At 41.1% G+C, this 22,276-nt stretch carries 21 protein-coding genes; 15 read left to right on the top strand and 6 right to left on the bottom strand.

All coding sequences use genetic code 11. The features are described 5' to 3' along the window. Positions 1–6: 6 nt before the first annotated feature. Both WKV44_09640 and WKV44_09635 read right to left on the bottom strand, forming a co-directional pair. Positions 7–1,272, bottom strand: coding sequence for a LysM peptidoglycan-binding domain-containing protein (locus tag WKV44_09640; protein MEM5948800.1), 1,266 nt, complete (start codon positions 1,270–1,272; stop codon positions 7–9). Next, positions 1,269–2,321 carry a tetratricopeptide repeat protein gene (locus WKV44_09635; GenBank protein ID MEM5948799.1) on the bottom strand — a complete coding sequence of 351 codons (1,053 nt, stop codon included), beginning with the start codon at positions 2,319–2,321 and terminating at the stop codon, positions 1,269–1,271. Before WKV44_09635 ends, WKV44_09640 begins: the two co-directional genes overlap by 4 nt. A gap of 96 nt (positions 2,322–2,417) precedes the next feature. Between WKV44_09635 and icd the strand changes: the two genes are divergently transcribed. From icd to WKV44_09620, 3 genes are read left to right on the top strand one after another with little or no spacing between them, the layout of a single operon-like run. After that, the gene (gene icd / locus WKV44_09630; protein ID MEM5948798.1) at positions 2,418–3,626 is read left to right on the top strand and encodes an NADP-dependent isocitrate dehydrogenase; all 1,209 of its coding nucleotides are present in this window, start codon (positions 2,418–2,420) and stop codon (positions 3,624–3,626) included. A 9-nt stretch (positions 3,627–3,635) separates the two neighbouring features. Beyond that, positions 3,636–4,169: a DUF5668 domain-containing protein gene (locus WKV44_09625; GenBank protein ID MEM5948797.1), complete on the top strand. Its 534-nt coding sequence runs from the start codon at positions 3,636–3,638 to the stop codon at positions 4,167–4,169. Between the two features lie 58 nt (positions 4,170–4,227). Then, positions 4,228–5,241: a P-loop NTPase gene (locus tag WKV44_09620; protein MEM5948796.1), complete on the top strand. Its 1,014-nt coding sequence runs from the start codon at positions 4,228–4,230 to the stop codon at positions 5,239–5,241. Between the two features lie 98 nt (positions 5,242–5,339). On the opposite strand, the gene aroC is transcribed toward WKV44_09620, so the two are convergent. Next, on the bottom strand, positions 5,340–6,395 hold the full coding sequence (gene aroC / locus WKV44_09615; GenBank protein ID MEM5948795.1) for a chorismate synthase: 1,056 nt from the start codon (positions 6,393–6,395) through the stop codon (positions 5,340–5,342). Continuing rightward, a complete protein-coding gene (locus tag WKV44_09610; GenBank protein ID MEM5948794.1) occupies positions 6,373–6,924 on the bottom strand; it encodes a shikimate kinase in 552 nt (183 codons plus the stop codon). The genes aroC and WKV44_09610 overlap by 23 nt, the downstream gene beginning before the upstream one ends. 360 nt (positions 6,925–7,284) lie before the next feature. Between WKV44_09610 and WKV44_09605 the strand changes: the two genes are divergently transcribed. Continuing rightward, positions 7,285–8,895 carry an EAL domain-containing protein gene (locus WKV44_09605; protein ID MEM5948793.1) on the top strand — a complete coding sequence of 537 codons (1,611 nt, stop codon included), beginning with the start codon at positions 7,285–7,287 and terminating at the stop codon, positions 8,893–8,895. Next, positions 8,895–9,545, top strand: coding sequence for a hypothetical protein (locus WKV44_09600; protein MEM5948792.1), 651 nt, complete (start codon positions 8,895–8,897; stop codon positions 9,543–9,545). Before WKV44_09605 ends, WKV44_09600 begins: the two co-directional genes overlap by 1 nt. Here the strand turns inward: WKV44_09600 and WKV44_09595 are convergent, their stop codons facing one another. Continuing rightward, positions 9,546–11,657, bottom strand: coding sequence for an EAL domain-containing protein (locus WKV44_09595; GenBank protein ID MEM5948791.1), 2,112 nt, complete (start codon positions 11,655–11,657; stop codon positions 9,546–9,548). It lies immediately after the preceding gene. An 80-nt stretch (positions 11,658–11,737) separates the two neighbouring features. Between WKV44_09595 and WKV44_09590 the strand changes: the two genes are divergently transcribed. After that, positions 11,738–12,520 (top strand): TIGR02757 family protein, encoded by a 783-nt coding sequence (locus tag WKV44_09590; protein MEM5948790.1) that lies wholly within the window; start codon positions 11,738–11,740, stop codon positions 12,518–12,520. Positions 12,521–12,605: 85 nt separating this feature from the next. Here the strand turns inward: WKV44_09590 and galE are convergent, their stop codons facing one another. Beyond that, the gene (galE, locus tag WKV44_09585) at positions 12,606–13,580 is read right to left on the bottom strand and encodes a UDP-glucose 4-epimerase GalE (GenBank protein ID MEM5948789.1); all 975 of its coding nucleotides are present in this window, start codon (positions 13,578–13,580) and stop codon (positions 12,606–12,608) included. A gap of 335 nt (positions 13,581–13,915) precedes the next feature. Here galE and WKV44_09580 point away from each other — a divergent pair, with 335 nt between their 5' ends. From WKV44_09580 to WKV44_09540, 9 genes are all read left to right on the top strand, one after another. Beyond that, the gene (locus WKV44_09580; protein MEM5948788.1) at positions 13,916–14,824 is read left to right on the top strand and encodes a DMT family transporter; all 909 of its coding nucleotides are present in this window, start codon (positions 13,916–13,918) and stop codon (positions 14,822–14,824) included. 419 nt (positions 14,825–15,243) lie between these two features. After that, complete coding sequence (locus WKV44_09575) at positions 15,244–16,686, top strand: cellulase family glycosylhydrolase (protein ID MEM5948787.1); 1,443 nt, start codon at positions 15,244–15,246, stop codon at positions 16,684–16,686. 257 nt (positions 16,687–16,943) lie between these two features. Then, positions 16,944–17,807, top strand: coding sequence for a dihydropteroate synthase (gene folP / locus WKV44_09570; GenBank protein ID MEM5948786.1), 864 nt, complete (start codon positions 16,944–16,946; stop codon positions 17,805–17,807). Further along, positions 17,792–18,586 (top strand): diadenylate cyclase CdaA, encoded by a 795-nt coding sequence (gene cdaA / locus WKV44_09565; GenBank protein ID MEM5948785.1) that lies wholly within the window; start codon positions 17,792–17,794, stop codon positions 18,584–18,586. The genes folP and cdaA overlap by 16 nt, the downstream gene beginning before the upstream one ends. Beyond that, positions 18,576–19,532 carry a CdaR family protein gene (locus WKV44_09560; GenBank protein MEM5948784.1) on the top strand — a complete coding sequence of 319 codons (957 nt, stop codon included), beginning with the start codon at positions 18,576–18,578 and terminating at the stop codon, positions 19,530–19,532. The genes cdaA and WKV44_09560 overlap by 11 nt, the downstream gene beginning before the upstream one ends. After that, positions 19,529–19,903: a holo-ACP synthase gene (locus tag WKV44_09555; protein MEM5948783.1), complete on the top strand. Its 375-nt coding sequence runs from the start codon at positions 19,529–19,531 to the stop codon at positions 19,901–19,903. The genes WKV44_09560 and WKV44_09555 overlap by 4 nt, the downstream gene beginning before the upstream one ends. A gap of 1 nt (position 19,904) precedes the next feature. Next, positions 19,905–20,777, top strand: a complete 873-nt coding sequence (locus tag WKV44_09550; protein ID MEM5948782.1) for a DUF2225 domain-containing protein — start codon at positions 19,905–19,907, stop codon at positions 20,775–20,777. Positions 20,778–20,782: 5 nt separating this feature from the next. After that, positions 20,783–21,538 carry a tRNA pseudouridine(38-40) synthase TruA gene (gene truA / locus WKV44_09545; GenBank protein MEM5948781.1) on the top strand — a complete coding sequence of 252 codons (756 nt, stop codon included), beginning with the start codon at positions 20,783–20,785 and terminating at the stop codon, positions 21,536–21,538. Continuing rightward, the gene (locus WKV44_09540; GenBank protein ID MEM5948780.1) at positions 21,516–22,271 is read left to right on the top strand and encodes a uracil-DNA glycosylase; all 756 of its coding nucleotides are present in this window, start codon (positions 21,516–21,518) and stop codon (positions 22,269–22,271) included. The genes truA and WKV44_09540 overlap by 23 nt, the downstream gene beginning before the upstream one ends. Positions 22,272–22,276 lie beyond the last annotated feature (5 nt).

Here is a 22,276-nt window from a genome sequence, read left to right as displayed (position 1 = left end):
AGTTTATTATTCGACTTTTGGTACAGGTATCTTGAGGTTCATGCCGGGTTTTATTATTGAATTTATGCCTATATTGTTTGCTTCGCTTATCCATTCTACTTTGGTTGAGTATAATCTGGATATTCCCCATAGAGTTTCCCCATTTTTAACAATATGTTCTGTCCAAACAATATTTTGGGGCATTGATGATTTTTTATCCAAGATTTTATTCCCTACTAAAGGTATTATTATGCTACTTCCAATCTGTATTTTTCTTGGGTCTTTGTCTGGATTGTAAAGATATATAAGCGAGAGAGGTACTCCATAATCTTTAGATAATTTTGAAAGTGTTTCTCCTGTTTTTATAGTGTGTATTTTTATATCCATAAGAGGGATATTATGGTTTTCTATGATGTTTTTTGCTGTTTCATAGTATTGTTTTTTTATTTTTATTATGTGTCCTGGTGGACTTATACCCAAAATAAGTTCTGCATTAGCTTTTCTCAGCTCATGCGTAGGTATATTGCATGCTTTTGCAAGAAGATTGAGCATTATAGGTTTTTTTGTTTCCAAGCTTTTCCACTCTACGGCATCTGGCCATCTTATGCTTATGTCAAATTTGGTCTTGTTGCTTAAGATATAGGTTACTGCAATAAGCCTTGCAACATAATATTGTGTTTGGTACGGAAGAAGTCTATTATCTGTTAGTTGAAAGTAGTCTCTTGTTGAGGAAGAACTTATTATTCTGCTTATCTTACCCAATCCTGCATTGTAAGCTGCTACGGCAAGAAGCCAGTCTCCTGTTATTTCCTTATTGTATAATAATTTTTCTATTGCCGCCTCTGTAGATTTAAAGAAGTCTCTTCTTTCGTCCATCCACTGGTTGATTGTCATCCACGGATGTATGGAATTGAGCATAAATTGCCATAGCCCTGTTGCTCCAGATGATGAGACTGCGTAGATATTGTAATGAGATTCTACTATGGGAAGATATATTAGCTCCCATGGAGCTTTATATTTCACAAGCATCGTCTCTATATAATGCCAGTATTCTTCTGAGTGTATTATGCTAAGTTCTAAATCCTTTTTATTATAGCCTTGAGACAAACGTTTTATTTCTTGTTGTATTAACTGATGATTGGGGATATTGATACTATAATATTTTGGCCAGTTATGGTGATATATATCTTCTTTATGTTTTTCTACATTTTTTGTTCTATAAAAGACAGGGTTTTTTTTATTTTCCGAGAAGGAATTCCCTGCTACAAGAGCAAAAAATATGAGAGTTATCAAAGCTTTTCGCCAAAATATATGCCTGCCCATTCCCACTTTCCGTCTATTTCCGGATCAAAAGGATAATCCACCTTTCTAAAATACAAATACCATGTATTTATTCGGTATGACCAGCCCCATGTCTTTAGATATGCTTCTTTTGCATTGGACGACTTATCTATATTATCACTGAATCTGACTCTTCCACCAGAGAAAAATGCTCTGAAATCAAAGATAATCTGTGCATTTTTTGCTGTTTTTTCTTGTTCCCAAGATATGGAAAAGAAGTTTACCTTTGCTCTGTATCTTGCAAGAAGAGCCGAATTTCTTGTGTAAATTGCATACTTTATGGCATCTACAAGGCTTTCTAGATCTTCAAAAAGCCAATTTTTTGACGAGTTGTGAAAATCCAAAAGTTCCGAAACCTTGAGATATGCATTGGGTTCACCTGGTATATTGCTGTCAGGATAATTTAAAAATATCTTGTAAGTTTTGAGGGCTTCATCCCACATGCCCGCATCTTTATATGCTTCTGCAAGGAAATAATAGGCCACACCTGTATCTATCTGTGAAGGAAATTTTTGTATAAGTAGGTTATAATATTTTATCCTTTCCCACGGATCATCAAGCCTTTCTACGATTTCTTTAAGACTTTCCAAGTGTAAATGCTGGCCTTTTAGAACAAGGTCAGGATATGTGTTGACTATGCGTTTATAATAATTTATGGCAAGGTTTGTTTTGTTATTCTGTCTGTATTGTTCTGCAAGCAGAAAAATATAATATGCACTTATGTTTTCTTGAGGAGCTCTGGAAACCATATATGATAGAAAACCTGCTCTTTTTTCCCATTGTTTTGTTTCCGCTAGATAGGTTGCTATTTTCTTTGCAGCTATAAAAGAAACATCAGGAGAAGATGTTTCTATAAGCTGGTAAAGTTCTCTTAATGTTTTCTTTTCTATATTGTTTGTGCCTCCCAAATATACAGAAACCCATGGAGGAGAGGGGACAAAGAAAAAAATCAGCGATAATATACTTATACTTATAATTATAACAAGTTTATTGAGTCTCATAAACTTTGTTAATACTATCTTTTGTAAAGAGGGTTGGCAAGGTATAAGCTGGCTGTGTATAGTATTTTATAAATAAAATTTCCAAGGAGAACGCAAGTGGCGGAAAAGATAAGAAAAGAAAATGACAGGCTTATTGTTCCGGATAATCCTATTATCCCTTTTATCCAGGGCGATGGTACTGGACCGGATATATGGAATGCCTCTGTCAGAGTTTTTGATGCTGCAGTAGAAAAAGCATATAAGGGAAGTAGAAAAATAGAATGGAAAGAGGTTCTTGCGGGGGAGAAGGCTTATAAAGAAACAGGTAATTGGCTTCCTGATGAGACTCTTGATTCATTTAGAGAATATCTTGTGGGGATAAAAGGTCCTCTTACGACTCCTGTAGGCGGTGGGTTCAGAAGTCTCAACGTTACTTTAAGACAGGTTCTTGATTTGTATGTCTGTTTGCGTCCCGTAAAATATTATCCAGGAATTCCTTCTCCTGTTAAAAAACCTGAGCTTGTGGATATGGTGGTTTTTAGAGAAAATACGGAGGATGTTTATGCCGGTTTTGAATCTCCTGCTGGTGATGAAAAAACCTTAAAGATAATAAACTTTTTCAAAAACGAGCTTGGCTGGAGTATCCGTGAGGATTCTGGTATAGGAATCAAGCCTATAAGTTCCTTTGGTACAAAGAGGTTGGTTAGAGCTGCCATAAAGTATGCGATAGAGAACAACAGAAAATCGGTAACACTCGTACATAAAGGCAATATTATGAAATATACCGAGGGAGCATTTAGAAACTGGGGCTATGAGCTGGCAAAAGAGGAGTTTGGCGATAAGATTGTTACATGGGATGATATACCCGATGGTAACATCCCTGAAGGTAAAATTCTCATCAAGGATGCCATTGCGGATGCTTTTTTGCAGCAGATTCTTACAAGAGCTTCCGATTTTGATGTTATTGCCACTATGAATCTCAATGGAGACTATATGTCCGATGCTCTTGCGGCTCAGGTAGGCGGTATAGGTATTGCTCCCGGAGCGAATATCAATTTTGATACCGGATATGCTATTTTTGAAGCAACGCATGGGACTGCTCCCAAGTATGCAGGTAAAGACATGGTAAATCCAAGCTCTGTCATTCTTTCTGGTAAGATGATGTTTGAATATATGGGTTGGAGAGAGGCTGCAGAGCTTATAGAAAAGGGTATAACAAGAGCGATTGAAGCAAAAAAGGTTACTTATGATTTTGCAAGACTTATGGAAGGTTCTACAAAGGTAGCAACCAGCGAGTTTGCAGATCAGATTATTTCTCACATGTAAGGAGATATTATGTTAAACAGGAGATTGGGAGTCGCAGGACTTGTTTTTACTATAATAGGAGTTGTTCTTCTTTTAAGAACGACAGGTATTGTTGTTTCTATGACACACCTGTGGCCCTCTCTCCTCATAATTTTGGGGATTTCTTCTATATTATTTAAATTCTTTTTTGTAAAAAGCAGGAAGATAAGTATTGCTCTTGGAATAGTCCTTTGTTTCTGGGGTGTAATGCTTATTCTTTCCAACGTGATTGGTCCCTCTTTGTCTCTTGGCAGAATATGGCCTATTTTCCCAATGGGTGTGGGAATTGTACTTTTTTTCTATGGCTATGGTAGGAAACCGTCCAGATATTACTCTTTTTCCATACCCGGGATTGCTATCTTTTTTATGTCCGTATTTTTTATGCTTTTTAGTCTGGATGTGATTAAAGATGATTTTAAGTTGTTTGTCATACGTTGGTGGCCTGTTTTGTTTATAACTCTTGGGATATCTCTTTTTGTACTGTCTGTGTTTGACAGAGGGGATAAAAGACCGGATGATAAGTAAATGCATTTGCTTCTTCTATTTTGTTGACGATTTGTTTTTCTTTGCGTAATTTTCCTGCATGAGTAATGTACAAAAAACAAAAGATGCTGTTTTGAAGGCTCTGTCTTCCATAATGGATCCAGATCTTGGTAAAAATATTGTTGAGCTTGGCTTTGTAAAGGATCTTGTTATAGAAGAATCCAGAGTTTCTTTTAATCTTGAGCTTACCACTCCCAGCTGCCCCATAAAAGAACAGTTTGTTGAGCAGAGCAAGAAAGCTATATTGTCTTCTGTGCAGGGTATAGATGAAGTTGATGTTAAGCTGACATCTAGAGTACGCTCCGATAACCGAATAGCCGATAAGCTTAATGTTCCAGTAAAAACTGTTCTTGCCGTAGGAAGCGGAAAGGGTGGAGTAGGTAAATCCACGGTAACAGTTCTTCTTGCAAGGCTCCTCGCGCAGGACGGAGCAAAGGTGGGTGTGCTTGATGCTGATATATACGGTCCCAATATACCCCGTCTTCTGCCTGCAAAGCATATGCCTGCTCAGGCTGGAGAGAAAATTGTTCCTGCAAGAACTGCCGACGGGATAGTTTTTATGAGTGTTGGTTTTCTTGTGGAGGAAAATCAGGCGCTTGTCTGGCGCGGTCCTATGCTCCACAGCATGCTCAATTCCCTTATCTCTCAGGTTGATTGGCCGGAACTTGACTATCTGCTCATAGACATGCCTCCTGGTACAGGCGATGTCCAGCTCAGTGTCAGCCAGCTTCTGCCTGTTACCGGCGGAGTACTTGTTGCGACACCTCATCCGCTAGCGCAAGAAGACCTTGTGCGAGGCATAGATGCATTTGAAAAGCTGTCCATACCCCTTATAGGAATTGTCGAAAATATGGCAGGTGATGTCTTTGGCCAGGGAACAACGGCAGAAACTGCAAAACGCTTTGATGCTGATTTTCTAGGTTCTATCATGATGGATGCAAAACTCGCTGCTGCCGGAAGAAGCGGGGACTTCTCTTTTCTTACAGAGAACGATGAGTTTAAAAAGCTTGCACAAGCTGTTGCCTCCAAACTTAGCATAAAGACTGCGGAGTGATTGCAAAAAAGGCGGACAACCGCAGTGGTGTCCGCCGTTCGATATGAAAATTTGTTCTTAAGAATTTTAAAACCGAACGCCTCCTTGCGGAGGCTTTTTTATGCCCAGAGAGCTTCCTGCCTTTTGTAGTGATCCTCCAGAACGATTGCAGCCATTGCCTCTACGACAGGCACTATGCGGGGACATATGCATGCATCGTGGCGACCTTCTGTTACTATGTTAACCTCGTTTCCCTCAAGATCTACAGTGTTTTGAGGTCTAGAAATGGAGGAAGTAGGCTTTACAACAACACGGAAGACAATCTCCTCGCCTGTGGATATTCCGCCCAGAATCCCTCCTGCATTGTTGGTAACAAAACCGTCTTTATCCATAGCATCGTTGTGCTCACTGCCAAACATATCTGCAGCCTTAAATCCTGCGCCGAACTCTATCCCCTTGACAGCTCCTATGGATAGCATGGCATGTGCAAGCTCTGCGTCGAGCTTATCAAAGACAGGCTCACCCAATCCTGGATCAACACCTGTTATCCTGCACTCCACTATACCGCCTACACTGTCCTTTTTATCTTTGGCCTCGCGTATGCGCTCCAGCATGAGCTCTGCAGCCTCCATATCGCAGGCTCTGAGCGGATTTCTTTCTATAACCGAAAAATCAAGCTTCTTACACTCTACTCCTGCAGCCTTTAAAGTATATGCAGTTATTTTTACCTTTCTTTCTGCAAGCAGCTTCTTGGCGATAGCACCTGCCGCGACTCTACCTGCGGTTTCTCTACCCGATGCTCTTCCGCTTCCACGCCAGTCACGTATCCTATATTTTTTGAGATAAGTATAATCAGCATGTCCGGGCCTAAAAAGCTTGTGGATATCGTTATAATCCTGAGGTCTTGTATCCTGATTGTAAAGAATCATCATTATGGGTGTACCTGTAGTTTTGCCCTCAAAAACACCGGAGTATATGTGCACAATATCCGATTCTGCACGCGGAGTTCCTACCTCTGATTGTCCGGGCTTGCGGCGGTTGAGCTCTTTTTGTATGTCTTCTTCCGAGAGCTCAAGCAGAGGTCTTACTCCGTCCACAATAACCCCCACAGCCTTGCCGTGAGATTCTCCAAAAGTACTTATCCTAAAAGCCTTACCAAAGCTGCTCCCAGCCATATTCTGTCTCCTTTAATTTCTGTAAAAGCATTTCTTCTGCTTCCTCCGGGCTAGCACCACTTAGAGTAAGCACTATATCAGCGTATTCTTTATACGCACTATGTCTTTTATTGTAAAGTGCCACAAAGCTTTCCCACGGATTGTCAGCCGACAGAAAAGGTGGGATGCCACCTTTTCTAATCCTATCAAAAAGTACAGCAGGTTCTTCCTCAAGATAGACAATTATACCGTTTTCTTTAAGAATAGAGAGTGCTTTCCTATTGTCTATTATCCCGCCACCTGTGGCAATCACCACGGAGTTTTTCTCAGCCAGGCTTGCGGCTGCCTCAAGCTCCATCTCCCTAAAAAAAGCCTCACCTAGTTCTTTCCATATCTGTCGAGCAGTCAGTATCTTGTGGGTCTTTTTGTATGCCAGCCTCTCAAGCTCTGTATCCAGGTCGTAGAATAGCGTATCAAATGTTTTTGCAATCATATATCCCAGTGTAGACTTACCCGCATGCTTAAGCCCGGTCAAAACAATATTTTTCATTGAAGCAAGTATAGTATCTTGCCGGCATGCTTTCAATATATGTGCTTATTTGTAAGAGACACCTGCATACATAAATACATATGAGTTTACAAAAAAACGAACGTCGCAAGCGCGCTGTCTTGAGAATAAAGAAAAAGAAATGCGCGCTTTCTCCTTTTTTTGATAAAGAGTTATTATACTCATACAGAAGACAGCTTGAATGTCTTATAAAAGACAAGAGTCTGATAAAATATATTTTGCGTTATTGCCATGTTGTTTTTTGTATGTTATAAATATATAATTATCGGTAAAGCTTTTTGATATTTTAGAGAAATTTGACTTTTATGTCATTTTATTTTAAAATGTATATAGGGAAATTTCATGTCACCTGATATTTTTAAAAAAATAGTAGGTTTATTTCCTCAAGAAATTATTATAACAGATTATGCAGGCAGGGTATGTTGGTATAACTCTGCTGTAAAAAAGACGTTCTCTACACTTGAAGAAGGCACAAACCTGTTTGATGTCTTGTTTTTTTCTGACGAAGATGCATCCTCTGGTTCTGCTCTTTTAAAGATTGATTCTGAGACTGTTGTTTCACGACATGTTTCTGCTGAGGAATTTTTTGACGGTTCCGATAAGTATACAGTTTTTTTTCTGGAATCCGATAGAAAAAAAGAAAACTTGCCGCAGGGCATAAGAGATTCTCTTACTGGACTCATGCTGAGGGATACTTTTATAACGGCTGCACAAACACGTCTAGATTTTTCTGCTAGGTTAGATAAAAAACTTGTTCTTTTTATAATAGATATAGACGGATTAAAAAAAGTAAACGATGCTTATGGGCACGACGCTGGGAATAATGTTCTCAGGACATATTCCCGCAGAATATTGGAGCATGTAGGACCGAATGATCTTGTTGCAAGAAGCGGTGGTGACGAGTTTATAATTCTTTTGCAGCCGGATGATTCCTTTTCTGACTTTGGGGAAGGTTTTTCCATAGAGGAAATAACTGAGAGGATATTGAGCTCCATACGGGATGATGTGGACATAAACTCTGCAAAGATATCTCTTTCTGCAAGTGCAGGTATAAGCGTGTTTCCAGATGATGGAGAAGACTTGCCTTCTCTTATGAGAGCTGCTGATGCGGCACTAATGGCTGCAAAAAGAAAAAAGAATGCTTTTTTCTTCTGTACGCCAGAACTTCACAGTATATTAAAGCGCAGGCTATGGGTAGAGCAGGTGATACTAGATAGCCTCAAGAATCAGAATATCCAGCTTCTGTATCAGCCTATAATTGACCTTAATACTTCTTCCATACATGCAGTAGAAGTCCTTTCTAGGATGAGAGAACCTGAGGGAACGATTCTAAAGCCAGATGAGTTTGTCCCTATAATGGAAGAGAACGGGACAATTCATCTTCTTGGACAGAGAGTTCTGTATGATGCCATGATACAAGGGAGTATGTGGCAGGAAGAACACTTTTGTCCTCATATTTCTGTCAATATTTCTACTCGTGAGTTTCTTGATCGTTCTTTTCCCGGCTTTGTATCAGAGCTGCTGGAAGAAAGCGGATTTGATTCTTCTAGGCTTATTCTAGAAATAACAGAGTCATCTCTTATCAATGATATAGAAACAGCGCTTCATGTTATGAAAACTCTCCGTGAAATCGGGATAAAGATAGCTCTGGATGATTTTGGTACCGGTTATTCTTCTTTCTCTTATCTAAAGCTGTTGCCTGTGGACCTTATAAAACTCGATAAGAGTTTTCTCTCTCAAGCGGAAAACAGTCCGACTGACAGGGTAGTTCTTGCCAGCCTTATAGAAATGAGTCATGTGCTTGGTAAAAAGGTCATAGTAGAGGGAGTAGAGACTTATGAGCACAGAAAACTGCTGGAAGAATTGGGCTGTGACTTTGCTCAAGGATATTTGCTTGGCAGACCTATGAGAGAGATTGCAATCAGTCAGCTTGTATCCTATAACTACAAATAATGAGCCCTGCGGAAAAAAAACTGTCAGACCTCATGTTTCTTGCGAATATCTATCTACTGTCTTCTTATATGTATCTATCAGGAAAAAGTGTAGAAAAAATTTCTGTAGTGCTGAAAAAAATACCGCAAACAGATAAGCCTACACCGGAAGAATTAAGAAGAAGAATATTTGCCCTAATCTCTGCAGAAAAGGATATGGCCGGTTTTTTTACTAAGGAAGAAAAAGCTGTGATAAAAAAGGGAGATGCAAGGGATATTGAAGAAAGCAATTTCTATGCAATATGTCTCAGGATAGGTTTTATGAGACTATCTTCTGCTCTGTATAAAGAAGAAGAAAGAACACAGGATATGGAATACAAAAACAGACTTGCAACATACAGAGAAAAAATCGATAATCTTGCTGCTGACCTGTGTAGAATATCCTCAGTTGTGTACGGAGAAGAAAAGCTTGCTTCCTGCCTTTCGTCAATGTGTGGTCTTGCTATGAGAACGGGTAAAGAATCCTGTGAGCTGCTTTCTTCTGTATTTGAGCTCATAGAAAAGATTTATAAGGTGTTGCGGCAAAATACAGGGAAAAGAATAAGAAACAAAGAAGAGCTGCTTTTGCACATAATGGAGATAGAAGAATTTTTACAAAAAACAGAATTATAATTACTCCGGCATTATAAGCGGTTGTGGTCTGCCAAGAAAGTAACCCTGAACATAATCCACAGGAATGGATGCCAGCATGTCAAATATATCTTTATCTGATACAAACTCTGCAATTGTCTTCATTCCCATTATTCTGCCTACATTGTGTATGGTTTTTACAAGCTCAAAATCCACATCGTTTTTTGTGATTGTCTGGACAAAGGAGCCGTCTATCTTTAGATAGTCCACAGGCAGTTGCTTGAGATAAGCAAAAGATGAAAATCCCATGCCAAAGTCATCCAGAGCAAAAGAACATCCCAGATTTTTAAAGCGTTTTACAAACATCATTGCTTTTTTAAAATTCTTTATTGCTGTTGTTTCTGTTATTTCAAAGCAGAACATATCGGCTGGTAGGTTGGATTTGACAATCTTTTTTTCTAAAAAATCAGAGAAGCTTTCGTCAAGGAGTGTTGTGCTGGATAGGTTTATTGCATAGACAGTGTTGTCCAGTTTGCCTATTGCCTTTAATCTCTGTGCATACTCAAGCATCTCATCCACTATCCATCTGTCAAGAAGCGGCATTATATTGTAACGTTCTGCTATAGGTATAAACTCTCCTGGAGGTATGAGAACTCCTTCTTCTTCCATTAATCTTATTAGAATCTCTTTCTTGGGTGTGTCTTCCGATTTTACAGGTATTATATCCTGTGCATACAGTATCAGCTTATGGCCTCTCATTGCCTCGTGGAGCCTTGTTATCCAGCTAAGCTCTCCCCGTTTTTCTGTAAAGTCATTATCTTCTTTTTTGTATACTTTTACTCTGTTTCCACCTTCTTCTTTGGCTACGGAACACGCGCTGTCCGCCGCAGATATAATCTCGTATACATCACCGTATTCTCTGCTTATGTTGACAGCTCCCGCACTATAGGCAATGGGAATTTCATTGCCTTCCCACTCAAAATAGTGCTGTAAGGCGCGTATTATATTCCTTGCAATCCTTTCCGCCTTAGTAAAAGCTGTGTTCTTGATGATTATCCCAAACTCGTCGTCCCCAAGCCTTCCTAGTATGCTATTTTCTGGTATTATTTGTTTTAGCTTTTCTACAGTTTCTTTGAGAAGCATATCTCCGCCTATTTGCCCGCAGAGATTGTTGACAACCTTAAACTGATCTATATCGATAAATATGAAAAAGCTTTCTTTTTTGTTTTTTTCGTTTTCTCTGAGCATTTCTTCAATATTTATGAGTATTTGATTTCTGTTTATCAGTCCGGTAAGAGGATCATGACCACTGTGATATTGTAGTGTGGATGTGAGATTTGTGAGGGCTGTGTTATCTCGTATTACAAGGACATAGCCCTCTTCTAGATAAAAAGGCAATGGATTGTGCGTTTCTCCTTTATTCTGCAGGGATATAGGGATGATTGGTGGCTTGATTCTGGATACGCTACCTTCTATGTATATCTTATTGCCCTGTCTGTCCTTAAAATATATGTTTTTAAAATACAGTGCACCCTCAAACTCAGGGAAACTGCCCAGATGTGTAAGTGGAAACTCGAAGTCTGTCTCAGAATCAAAGAACAGAACAAATTCTCCTATTTCTTTATTTTTTATTTCATTTATATTAAAGCCAAACAGTTCTTCTGCCTTGTGGTTTAAGAATATGATTTTTTCGTTATTATCCAGTACAATAAGGCTATCTCCCATCGATGAAAGAAGTGATGTGAGCCACTCTTTTTGTATTTCTGTCTGTCTTGCCATATCGTGTTTAAAAAGTCCCAGCTCAATTGATGCTACAAGTTCTCTTTCGTTAAATGGCTTGGTGATGTAGCCTACTGTGCCTTCTTGTGATTTTATAAGATCTATGGTTGTGTCGTCCGCATAAGCTGTCAGAAACAATGCGGGTATGCCGTATCTGTTATAAGCTATTCTGGCTGTTTCTATGCCGCTTATAGGTCCATCCAGTACTATATCCATGAGCACAAGGTCTGCTTCCTGGTTTATTGCGTGTTTTAAAAAATCTTCTCCTGAGTGAAAAACCCCAGTTATCTCATATCCTAAGTTGGCTAGTCTTCTTTTTATATCAAGGGCTATGACAGCTTCGTCTTCTACTATTGCGATTCTTATGGTATCCACGTCCTCTCCTATGGACTTTAGGCTCTCTATAATAGAGTATAGTGTCGAGCATAAAAATATGCAAATCTTAGAGGAAAAAAATGATAAGTCCTGTTTTTACGAATAAGGAAGAATGGAAAGCCTTTCTGGATTATATCTATGAGAAGTATAATGATTTTTCTTATATAGGTACGGATCCTGCCATGTGGATATATCGCTTTTCCGACAGGGGAGATATGGAAAGAGCAGGGTTTTATGCTTCTTCTCTTGCCTTGGGAAATGTAAAGAGTATGAATAAGTTTTTGTTTTCTTTTTTTTCCGCACTTCCTAAACCTATGTCATTGTGTGGTGCTCTTTCTTATGATGAGATTCTTTGCAGAATAGACGGGCTTTATTACCGCTTTTTTGATTCTAGGATGCTTGCTTCTCTTGTTTTTGCAACGGAGGCAATGTATAAACGCTATGGCAGTCTGGAACTGTGGTTTAAGCATCATCTTTGTCATGTTTCTGATATGCGTCTGGTTCTCTCGTCTATGAGCAGGGAGCTTAGGGAGAATATGCCTGTGGATGTTGGGATTATGCTTCCACTTCCTGAGAGTAAGGGAACGTGGAAGAGGTTGCTTTTGTATCTCAGATGGATGATAAGAAGGGATAATATAGATTTGGGATTGTGGGAAGGTGTTTCTCCTTCTGTTTTGTATGTGCCTCTTGATGTGCATATGCAGAGGTTGTGCAGGTCAGCAGGTTTTCTCAAAAGAAAGAGCAATGATTTTAAGGCTGTATCAGAGGTTACGGATTTTTTTCGCAACTTGTGTCCTGATGATCCTGTAAGGTATGATTTTGCTCTCACAAGGCTGGGGATGAAGGCTGAGGCAGAGTCTTGATGTTTTGCTTTTTATGTGCCGCAGGCAGGAGGGATCGCTGCTTTTGTTTTTGTGCCGTATGAGCGCGCTCCCGACGTTCGGTATGTCAGTATTTTCTGTTTTGTTCCCATTTGTAGGCGGTTTTTATTATGTATTCTAGGTCATTGTGGACAGGTTGCCATCCAAGTGTTTGTTTTATTTTGCTTGAGTCTGCTATGAGTATGGCTGGATCGCCGTCCCGTCTCTCTGTTTCTTCTACTGGGAAGTCTTTGCCTGTGACTTTTTTTGCTGCTTCTATTACTTCTCTTACGCTGTACCCCTCTGAGTATCCGCAGTTGAATACGTCCGATTTTCCACCATCTGCAAGGTAGTCTGCTGCCAGCATGTGTGCGCGGGCAAGGTCGTCAACGTGTATGTAGTCTCTTATTGCTGTGCCGTCGGGAGTGGGGAAGTCTGTGCCGAATATGGAGATGCTTTTTCTTTCGCCTGTTGCTGTCTTGAGAATGAGCGGGATAAGGTGCGTCTCAGGATTGTGAGCCTCCCCTATGCTTGCATCTTCACTTGCCCCTGCTGCATTAAAGTACCTTATAGCTGTGTATTTGAGACCTGCCCACTGGCTCAGGGACTCCAGAAGCTCTTCTACCATGAGTTTGCTTGTTCCGTATGGATTTACAGGTGATTTTTTTGCGGTTTCACGGATTGGTGTGGTCTCTGGATATCCGTAAACCGCAGCCGTGGAAGAGAATATGAGTTTGTTGACACCACAGTCCAGCATTGCTTTTGTCAAAGCCAGTGTGCCCTCCGTGTTGTTGGCAAAAAATTCAAAAGGCTTTTTTACTGACACGCCAACTTCTATAAATGCTGCAAAGTGTATAACAACATCTGGCTTGTATGTTTCAAGAAGTGTTTTGAGAGTACCTGTGTGTTGTATACTGCCTACAATAAGGTCATCTGTCTCCACTGCCTCTGCATGTCCGTTAGATAGATTATCGTACACTTTTACGGTGTGACCTTGTGCCTTGAGCAGCCTATATGTATGGCTTCCTATATAGCCAGCTCCTCCTGTAAGTAAAAGCTTCATACCCTTCTCCTATGATTTTATACTGTAGTTTTATGATATTTACAGAAAATTATCTATAAATATATCACATGTTTGGCATCTTTTTATTTGGACCGAACGCACGGCCCGCTGTGCGGTCCGTGCTGCTTCCTTGCGGAAGAAGTGCAGTAAAAAGCTGCCTCTTTTGCATAATACTTGCTGCAGGCAGTAGGGATCGCGCATCTTGCCTTTGTCCTTTATGAGCGCGCTCCCTACGTTCGGCATAAATTCCCTTGTTTTTATTGTAATACGGGGATGTCTTTACTTTATCTCTTTGTTGGTATACATTTTCTCAACTTTTTAAAAAGCGGTGTTTTATGGGGCAGTATTTTCTGGGACAGATTGCAGGGCTTGCTACTGCTGTATGCTGGACTGTTACGGCTATTGTCTTTGAGCATGCAGGCAGAAGGGTTGGTTCCCTGGTTGTAAACTGGATACGTCTTGCGATTGCTCTTATAGGTTTTGCACTGCTTTCTCTTGTGCGCTACGGCTCTCTCTTACCCTACGGCGCTACGACTGAAATGTGGATTGCTCTTATGGCATCCGGTGTTGCAGGTCTTGCGCTGGGAGACCTCTTTCTTTTTGAGGCCTTTGTTATGATTGGTTCCAGACTTTCCATGCTGGTCTATACTTCTGTACCTATTCTCACGGCTTTGCTTGGCTGGATTTTTTTGGGAGAAACAATGCGTCCTGTGGAATTTGCCGGGATGCTGCTTATAATATCGGGAATTGTTCTTGCCGTAGTTTTTCGCACTCCGCCTCATGGTGCAGACAGGCCTAATATTTCTCTAAAGACGTTGCTTATGGGTGTTCTTCTTGCTTTGCTGGGTGCACTTGGCCAGGCGGGAGGTCTTGTCATAAGTAAACATGCTGCTCCGGATTTTGATGCGTTTTCTGCTACTTATATCAGAGTGATAGCCGGGCTTGCGGGATTTTCTATAATCATACCTGTTATGAGAAGGATAAAGCGATTGTTTGCAGCTTTTTCCGATTCTTCTGCTATGAGGAGCATAATAATAGGTGCCTTTTTTGGCCCTTTTTTGGGTATATCTCTTGGTCTTTTTGCTGCGCAGGCTACTACAGCAGCTCTTTCTGCTACGCTTATGGCTCTTGTGCCGGTTTTTATTATACCGCCTTCTGTAATAATTTATAAAGAGAAGCTTGGTCTTATGGAAATAATCGGAACAGTGTTAGCTGTTGCTGGGACAGTGGTGGTGTTTTTGTAATTATTTTATTTTTTCTACAGTATAGCAGAATCTGTATGAGACTGTAAGATTGGTCTTGCTCTTCTTTTATTTTTATGTATAACCAAGCATTTATTTGTAATCTATAAAAATCATATTAAAGTTTATTTCTTTCTATGATTTATATCTGATTATAAAAGAAGCAGGCAGTGGCAGCTGCCTGCAAAAAGATGCGAGAGGTTTATTGAGTAACCGTTCTTGTAGGATGATATGCGTTTTGTTTCTACGGGTCAATATATATTTTTATAGTTTTGTATCGTCTGCAAAAACAGGGGGGGGGATAGAATTTGAGATATTTGAGATTTTTAACTTTTTGTTGACTGCTACAATCAACCGGGTATATAATATGTTTACGGAAACAGACAGTGGCAGCTGTCTGCAAAAAGATGCGGGAGGTTTTTATGAAAGCATTAGAAAAAGCAATGTTTTTGTTGTTTGTATTGGTCTTTTTGTTTTCTTGTCAGATGCCTAATCTGATAGAAATAGGAAACAAAGTACTGACTGATACGGATGTAATAGTATTGAAAGCAGGCGGAAACAGTATTGTATCGCAGCATGGTATGCTTAAGGTGAGCGGAGGGAAGGTTACTGACGAGGCAGGGAATCCTATACAGCTCAAGGGTATGAGTTTGTTTTGGAGTCAGTGGAGCGGTTCTTTCTGGAATGCGGATGTGGTGCACACCCTTGCAGCAGATTGGGGTAGTACGCTTGTAAGAGCAGCTATGGGAGTGGAGATGGGAGGATATCTTACCAATCCTACAGCTGAGAAGCAGAGAGTTATTACAGTAGTGGATGCAGCAATAGCAGAGGGCATCTATGTGATAATAGACTGGCATGCACATGATATTCATACCAGTGAGGCGGTAGGATTTTTTACGGAGATGGCAGGTAAGTATAAGAATGTGCCCAATGTTATCTTTGAGATATACAATGAGCCGGATTATGAGAGCTGGGCAGATGTAAAGGCATATGCAGAGCAGGTGATAGCAGCTATAAGAGGGCAGGGAGCAAATAACTTGATAGTGGTAGGAAGTCCTACATGGTCACAGGATGTGGATATTGCAGCGAATGATCCTATAAAGGGATACGATAATATAGCTTATACGCTGCATTTTTATGCTGGGACACATAAGCAGTATCTTAGAGATAAAGCAGTGGCAGCGATGAATAAGGGACTTGCGCTATTTGTAACAGAGTGGGGCACCTGTGATGCATCTGGGAATGGAGGTTTGGATCTTGCAGAGAGCCAAGTATGGCTGGATTTTTTAAATCAGTATGGGATAAGCTGGGCTAACTGGTCACTTTTTGACAAGCCTGAGACAGCCTCTGCATTGGTTCCTGGTGCAAGTACAACAGGTCCTTGGTCTGATAGTCAGCTTACAGAATCAGGTAAGTTTGTAAAGGCTAAGATAGCAGAGGGGTCAGTCTTGCCTACAGCTACTCCGACTCCGACTCCGACTCCGACTCCGACTCCAACTCCAACTCCAACTCCAACTCCAACTCCAACTCCAACTCCAACTCCAACTCCAACTCCAACAGCTACGCCGACTCCTACTGTAAGTCCAAGTCCAACTTCTACACCTGTTTCCGGTACTTATGAGCTTATTACTCTGCCTTTTACATATGATGGTGGAGGTGAGTTCTTCTGGAAGACGGATGCTTTTAGCACTGCTGTTAACTGGAATAAGTTTATCAACTCCTGGAATGTTGATGTTCTTACGGTAAACGGTGTTGATGTTGCCAACAATTGGACTGCTCAGCATACTATTCCGGCCGAGGCTGATGGTTTCTGGTATATCCATTTTAAGGCTTCCGTGGGCTGGGCTCATGTTGAGATAAAATAGTCTTGTTTTTTTGACTACAGAAGGGGCAGTCCATTTTATGGGCTGTCCTTTTTTATACCGAACGCAGTGGATGCTGCGCATCCTCTGCTGCTTACGGGCGTAAGAATAGTTGCTGTCTGATTTATTTTTTTTGCCGTAGGCAGGAAAAAGGCGTGTTTTTTTCTACTTTGTATGACAAGAATAGGCGAGCCTTTTTCCGTTCGGTATAAAGGTAAAAAGGTACTGGTATTTTTTATTAGCTTTGGTATACTCGTTATATGTCGTACATAGAACTTGCTTCTGGTAAAAGGCTTTCTTATTCCAAAAGTCCTCTCATTATGGGGATTGTTAATGTTACGCCTGATTCCTTTTTTGCGGGTAGCAGGGCTCTGGGGATTGATGCTGCGGAAAGGGCTCTGGCTATGGTTGAGCAGGGTGCGGATATCATAGATGTTGGGGGGGAGTCTACTAGGCCTGGAAGCGATTATGTCAGGATGGATGAGGAGCTTGAGAGGGTTGTGCCTGTTGTGGAGGAGATTAGAAAGCGTTCGGATGTACCTATATCTGTAGATACCAGGAAAGCGGAGGTGGCTAGGGCTGCGCTGGATGCGGGGGCTGATGTGATAAATGATGTTTCTGCCCTGGAGGATGATGAAGCTTTGGCCGCTCTTGTTGCACAGAGGGGTGTGCCTGTTGTGCTTATGCATAAGAAGGGAACGCCCAAAGATATGCAGAATAATCCTTACTATGATAATGCCGTAGCTCAGGTTCTTTTTTATCTTTTGAAGAGGGCAGAGTATGCGGTTTCCTGTGGAATAGACAGAAGCAAGATTATAATTGATCCGGGTTTTGGTTTTGGCAAGCGGGTGGAGGATAATATTGCGTTGTTGCGTAATGCGGATGTTTTTGTAAAGTCCGGTTATCCTGTTCTTATTGGATTATCCAGGAAGAGTTTTATAGGTTTTACTGTTGGCAGGGATGTGGAGGACAGACTGGCTGGCACGCTGGCTTGTCATTATCATGCTGCAGATTGTGGGGTTGCTATATTGCGTGTGCATGATGTTGCAGAGACAAGGGATTTGCTTTTTATGCGCGAGGCGATAAAGGGGGCTTCTGGCGGGGGGACGTGTTGGAAGGTCTGAGTTATATATGGCAGAACATTCTTGTTCCTCTTTTGGATATTGCAGCTCTTTCTTTTCTTATATTCAAGGTGTATGAGTTTCTTGTTGCTACCAATTCTCTCACTGTTCTAAAGGGGCTTCTGCTTGTCGCTTTTGTCTATGCCGTAGCCTTTTTACTTAATTTGCCTACTCTCAAGTGGATTTTGGGGTTTATTGCTCCGGGGGTTGTTGTTGGTGTTTTTGTTGTTTTCCAGCCGGAATTGCGTAAGATTTTTACACAGCTTGGACAGGGTCTTGGTTTTAGGTCTGCTGCAAAGGCGGTTGAGCTGGAAGCTATTCTCAATGCTATGGAACTTTTATCCGATGCTCGCAGGGGTGCTCTTATTGTTTTGGCGAGGAATATGAATCTAAAGAATATCCTTGATACTGGAATCAGACTTGATGCTGAGCTTTCTTCCACTTTGCTTGTTACCATATTCGGTCATGATACGCCTTTGCACGATGGTGCTGTTATAGTGGATAACGGAAGGATTGTTGCTGCTTCCTGTTATCTTCCTCTTTCTGATGATCCTGGTATCAAGAAGAGTTTTGGTGCACGACACAGGGCGGCTTTGGGGCTTGCTGAGCAGACGGATGCTATTGTGCTAGTTGTCTCTGAGGAGACAGGGGCTTTATCTGTGGTTTATTCTTCCAGTTTTATTTATAATACGGGGCGTGATGAGATAGCACATATTGTTTCTTCTTTGTTTAAGAAGAGCAAGCAGCCTCAAATATCGGAGAAGATTTTGGATGAAAAATAGTATAGAAGGGATAAGAGGGCGTTTCCCTGCGCTTATTGTTTCTATTCTTATAGCTGTTACCTTGTTCTTTATCCATAGGCTTGGTTCCATAGAGGAGCGTTTCCTCTCAGTTCCGATAGAGGTCAAAATGCCAGATAATCTTATATCCAGAAATCCTCTTCCAGAGAAAGTAAGACTCACCCTTAGGGGAGAGAGCGATGAGATATATTCTGTTATTCCGGAAGACCTCTCTGTGTATGCCGATTTTACTGCTATCAGAGTACCTGGGGAGCATACTGTTGCTTTACAGCTTATAAGGAGTAGTTCTGCTACCAATGCCAATGTGGAGTATATTCTGGAACCTTCTTCTGTAAGATTGGAGCTTGCGGAGAAGCTTTCCAAGACTTTGGAGGTTATTCCACGCTTTTCCGGTGTTCCTGCACCTGGTTATACTCAGGTAGGATATACTGTTTCTCCTTCTTATGTGTTAGTGGAAGGTCCTTCTGACGTCCTTGGTGGCATAGATAGCATTTCTACAGAGCAGATAGATTTGTCTGGTAAGAAGAGTGATATTGTTTCCAAGGTAAGGCTGGTCATCCCTGCACCTGGTGTTGTAGTACCGGGAGGTAATGTCGTAGATCTTATTGTCAATATAAGGGAACTTGTGGAGGAAAGAGAGTTCTCCAATTTGGATGTGGTTTTTCTTGACCTTCTCCCTGAGCTTTCTGTAGGAAGTGAGGTGGAGAAGGGTTATATTCTTGTCCAGGGCAATAGGACTCGTATAGAGGGGCTTATTGCCAGTGATTTGCAGCTTATTGTGGATTGTTCTTCTGTTTCTGCTGCAGGTTTCTATGAGCTTCCTGTTATACCAAAAGCGCCAGAAGGAATTGCTGTGCTTGATTATAAGCCAAGAAGGGTTTCTGTTTTTATAACAGGCGCTGTAGGAGAGGAAGGAGCAGTCAGATGATTCTTGGTGTGGGACTCGATGTTGTCAGAATAGACAGGATTTCTCACTGGCTGGATAATCTTTCTCTTCTAGCAAGATTTTTTCATCCTTATGAAGTTGAAGCCTTACTGAAAAAAAAAGAGAATCCTGCGGGTTCTTTGGCTGCAAGGTTTGCTGCAAAGGAGGCTTTTGCAAAGGCTCTTGGTACGGGTCTAAGAGGGCTTGCTCTGCGGGATATTGAGGTAAAAAATGATGATAAAGGCAGGCCTCATATTGTCTTGTATGGTACTGCACGGGCTGTTTTTGAAGCTATTGGAGGGCGCTTTGTTCATGTGTCGCTTACTCACGAGAGGGATAATGCTCTTGCTGTAGTTGTTATAGAAGGGGATTGATATGGGTGATTTTTCTGATAACCAGAGGCGTATTACTTTTTTTTCCAAGAAGTCCACTACTTGTCCTGTTTGTGATACAGAGTTTTTCCGTGAAGATCTTCTTTCTGGTAGGGGAAGGCTAATAGCCGGTCCTCTTACTATGGAGTTGCGTCGTCTGTATGAGCCATCCAAGAAGTATGGTGCCGTATATCCTCTAATATATCCTATTACTGTATGCCCTTCTTGTCTTTATGCTGCTTATCCCGATGATTTTTTAAGGCCTTCTGACTCTGCTTTGCCTGTTTTGTCAGCTCAGATATCGGAAAGAAAAAAATATATGGAATCTCTTTTTCCTGATCTTTCTTTTGTAGATAATCGCAGACTGGAAGAAGGTATTGCTAGCTATATACTTGCCATGATGTGTTACGAGCACTTTGACAAGGATTTTGCTCCTACGTTTAAGATGGGTCTTTCTGCTCTGCGGGCTGCCTGGCTTAGTCTTGATTTGCAGACTGTCACCGGTGATGAGTCTTGGAATCTTCTTGCAAGACATCTCTACAGGAAGGCGCGCTTTTTGTATCTCCGTGCTGTAGAGTTGGAACAGAAGGCAAAGGAGGTTTTCTCTAGACAAAAAAACATGGGTCCGGATCTTGACAAAAACTATGGTTATGACGGTGTTCTTTATCTTGCTGGTATTCTTGATTACCGATATGGCCCAAGAGAAAATAAAGAGCAAAGAATAGCATCGCTTAAAAAGGCTAAGCAGATTGTTGCTAGGATATTTGGTATGGGCAGAGCATCCAAGAATAAACCCCAGGTGCTTCTTGATAATGCTCGGGATATATATGATGCAATGAGAGCGGAGCTTAAAGAAATGGGTGTGGAGGGAGATTAGCTGCAATGAGAAACATAAAGCTTGTGCTTGCTTATGATGGTACTGATTTTGATGGATGGCAAAGACAGCCAATGGGAAGAACAGTTCAGGAGGTTGTGGAAAAGGCTCTTGCAAAGATGCATAAACATCCTGTACATATACATGCCGCCGGCAGGACTGATGCAGGTGTACATGCCACGGGGCAGTGTATCAACTTTATAACGGATATTGATTCTATTCCTGTGGAAAAGATAGCTGTTGCATGCAATTCTTTTTTACCAAGGGATGTACGGGCTGTTAGTGCTGATTGTGTGGATGAAAACTTTCATGCACGGTATAGTGCCACTGCCAGAGAATACAGATTCTATGTTTTTCCTTCTTCTGTCCCCTATCCTCATATGAGGCGTTTCTCCTTGTGGATACCATGGGTTCCATCTCTTGATTTGCTCAACGCATATGCCATGAGAATAATAGGTGAGAATGATTTTACCAGCTTTGCTGCTCCCAGTGATCAGAGTCCCAGCAGGATAAGGCATATTTTTTCTTCTTTCTGGTATACAGAGGGTTCTTTGCTGGTTTACAAGATAATAGGTTCTTCTTTTTTATGGAAAATGGTAAGATGCCTTGTTGGTACGATGCTTGAGCTTGCAAAAAAACAGGCTCATCCTGATATGATGAAGGAGATTCTGCTTGCAAGGGACAGAAGCCTTGCCGCAGATACTGCTCCGCCTCAGGGATTGTTTCTTCACAGGGTATATTATGGAAAAGAATATAAAATCTGAGTTATGGGATATTGCCTGGTGTATCCAGGATATTGCTGATGGAGGTTGGAGAAAGGAACACCCGCCTCTTCCTGTAGAGAAAGTAATATATTCCGAGCATTCTGTGACAGCCTCGGATAATGGAGAAGAAGTATCTAGTAGAAATTCTGCCCATGATATAAGTGAAGGTACTGTATCCGTGGATATTATTACCAGTGATATACTTGAGTGCAAAAAGTGTAGACTTGCTTCTGGCAGGATACAGGCTGTGCCTGGCATAGCTATAAAAGGGCTTCCTGTTCTTGTTGTAGGGGAAGCCCCTGGAGCAGATGAAGATAGAATGGGGGAGCCTTTTGTCGGAAAAGCCGGTAAATATCTGGATAAGTGGCTCGCTGCCATAGGTCTTGAGAGAAAAAAGGATGTCAATATCCTCAATGTTGTAAAATGCAGACCACCCAACAACAGAGACCCTCTTCCAGATGAGATAGAGGCATGCATACCATATCTTAAAGCTCAGATAAGTTTGTTAAAGCCGGTTGTTATACTTACTTTGGGGCGTTTTGCGACATCTGTGCTTACTGGTTCAGAGGAAGGAATAACAAAAATAAGGGGCAAAATATATAAATATGATGGCATTCCCCTTGTTCCTACTTTTCATCCCAGTGCTGTTTTGCGCAATCAAACTCTCAAGCGTCCCGTATGGGAGGATCTTAAGCTTCTTAAAATGATTCTCAACAAGCAGCTTAAGGGTTGAGTAAT

The sequence above is a fragment of the Spirochaetia bacterium 38H-sp genome, from assembly GCA_039023545.1.
GTDB classification, from domain to species: domain Bacteria; phylum Spirochaetota; class Spirochaetia; order Winmispirales; family Winmispiraceae; genus Rarispira; species Rarispira pelagica.
The sequence above is the reverse complement of the archived record's forward strand: the minus strand, read 5'-3'. Positions and strand labels throughout refer to the sequence as shown.

Bases quoted from the DNA above. Each gene is read 5' to 3' on its own strand.
- folP (MEM5948786.1), top strand. From the start codon at position 16,944: ATGTCGTACATAGAACTTGCTTCTGGTAAAAGGCTTTCTTATTCCAAA.
- WKV44_09610 (MEM5948794.1), bottom strand. From the start codon at position 6,924: ATGAAAAATATTGTTTTGACCGGGCTTAAGCATGCGGGTAAGTCTACA.
- WKV44_09590 (MEM5948790.1), top strand. From the start codon at position 11,738: ATGATAAGTCCTGTTTTTACGAATAAGGAAGAATGGAAAGCCTTTCTG.
- WKV44_09560 (MEM5948784.1), top strand. From the start codon at position 18,576: ATGAAAAATAGTATAGAAGGGATAAGAGGGCGTTTCCCTGCGCTTATT.
- WKV44_09600 (MEM5948792.1), top strand. From the start codon at position 8,895: ATGAGCCCTGCGGAAAAAAAACTGTCAGACCTCATGTTTCTTGCGAAT.
- truA (MEM5948781.1), top strand. From the start codon at position 20,783: ATGAGAAACATAAAGCTTGTGCTTGCTTATGATGGTACTGATTTTGAT.
- WKV44_09635 (MEM5948799.1), bottom strand. From the start codon at position 2,321: ATGAGACTCAATAAACTTGTTATAATTATAAGTATAAGTATATTATCG.
- galE (MEM5948789.1), bottom strand. From the start codon at position 13,580: ATGAAGCTTTTACTTACAGGAGGAGCTGGCTATATAGGAAGCCATACA.
- WKV44_09605 (MEM5948793.1), top strand. From the start codon at position 7,285: ATGTCACCTGATATTTTTAAAAAAATAGTAGGTTTATTTCCTCAAGAA.
- WKV44_09555 (MEM5948783.1), top strand. From the start codon at position 19,529: ATGATTCTTGGTGTGGGACTCGATGTTGTCAGAATAGACAGGATTTCT.
- WKV44_09550 (MEM5948782.1), top strand. From the start codon at position 19,905: ATGGGTGATTTTTCTGATAACCAGAGGCGTATTACTTTTTTTTCCAAG.
- WKV44_09575 (MEM5948787.1), top strand. From the start codon at position 15,244: ATGAAAGCATTAGAAAAAGCAATGTTTTTGTTGTTTGTATTGGTCTTT.
- WKV44_09625 (MEM5948797.1), top strand. From the start codon at position 3,636: ATGTTAAACAGGAGATTGGGAGTCGCAGGACTTGTTTTTACTATAATA.
- WKV44_09580 (MEM5948788.1), top strand. From the start codon at position 13,916: ATGGGGCAGTATTTTCTGGGACAGATTGCAGGGCTTGCTACTGCTGTA.
- aroC (MEM5948795.1), bottom strand. From the start codon at position 6,395: ATGGCTGGGAGCAGCTTTGGTAAGGCTTTTAGGATAAGTACTTTTGGA.
- WKV44_09540 (MEM5948780.1), top strand. From the start codon at position 21,516: ATGGAAAAGAATATAAAATCTGAGTTATGGGATATTGCCTGGTGTATC.
- WKV44_09620 (MEM5948796.1), top strand. From the start codon at position 4,228: ATGAGTAATGTACAAAAAACAAAAGATGCTGTTTTGAAGGCTCTGTCT.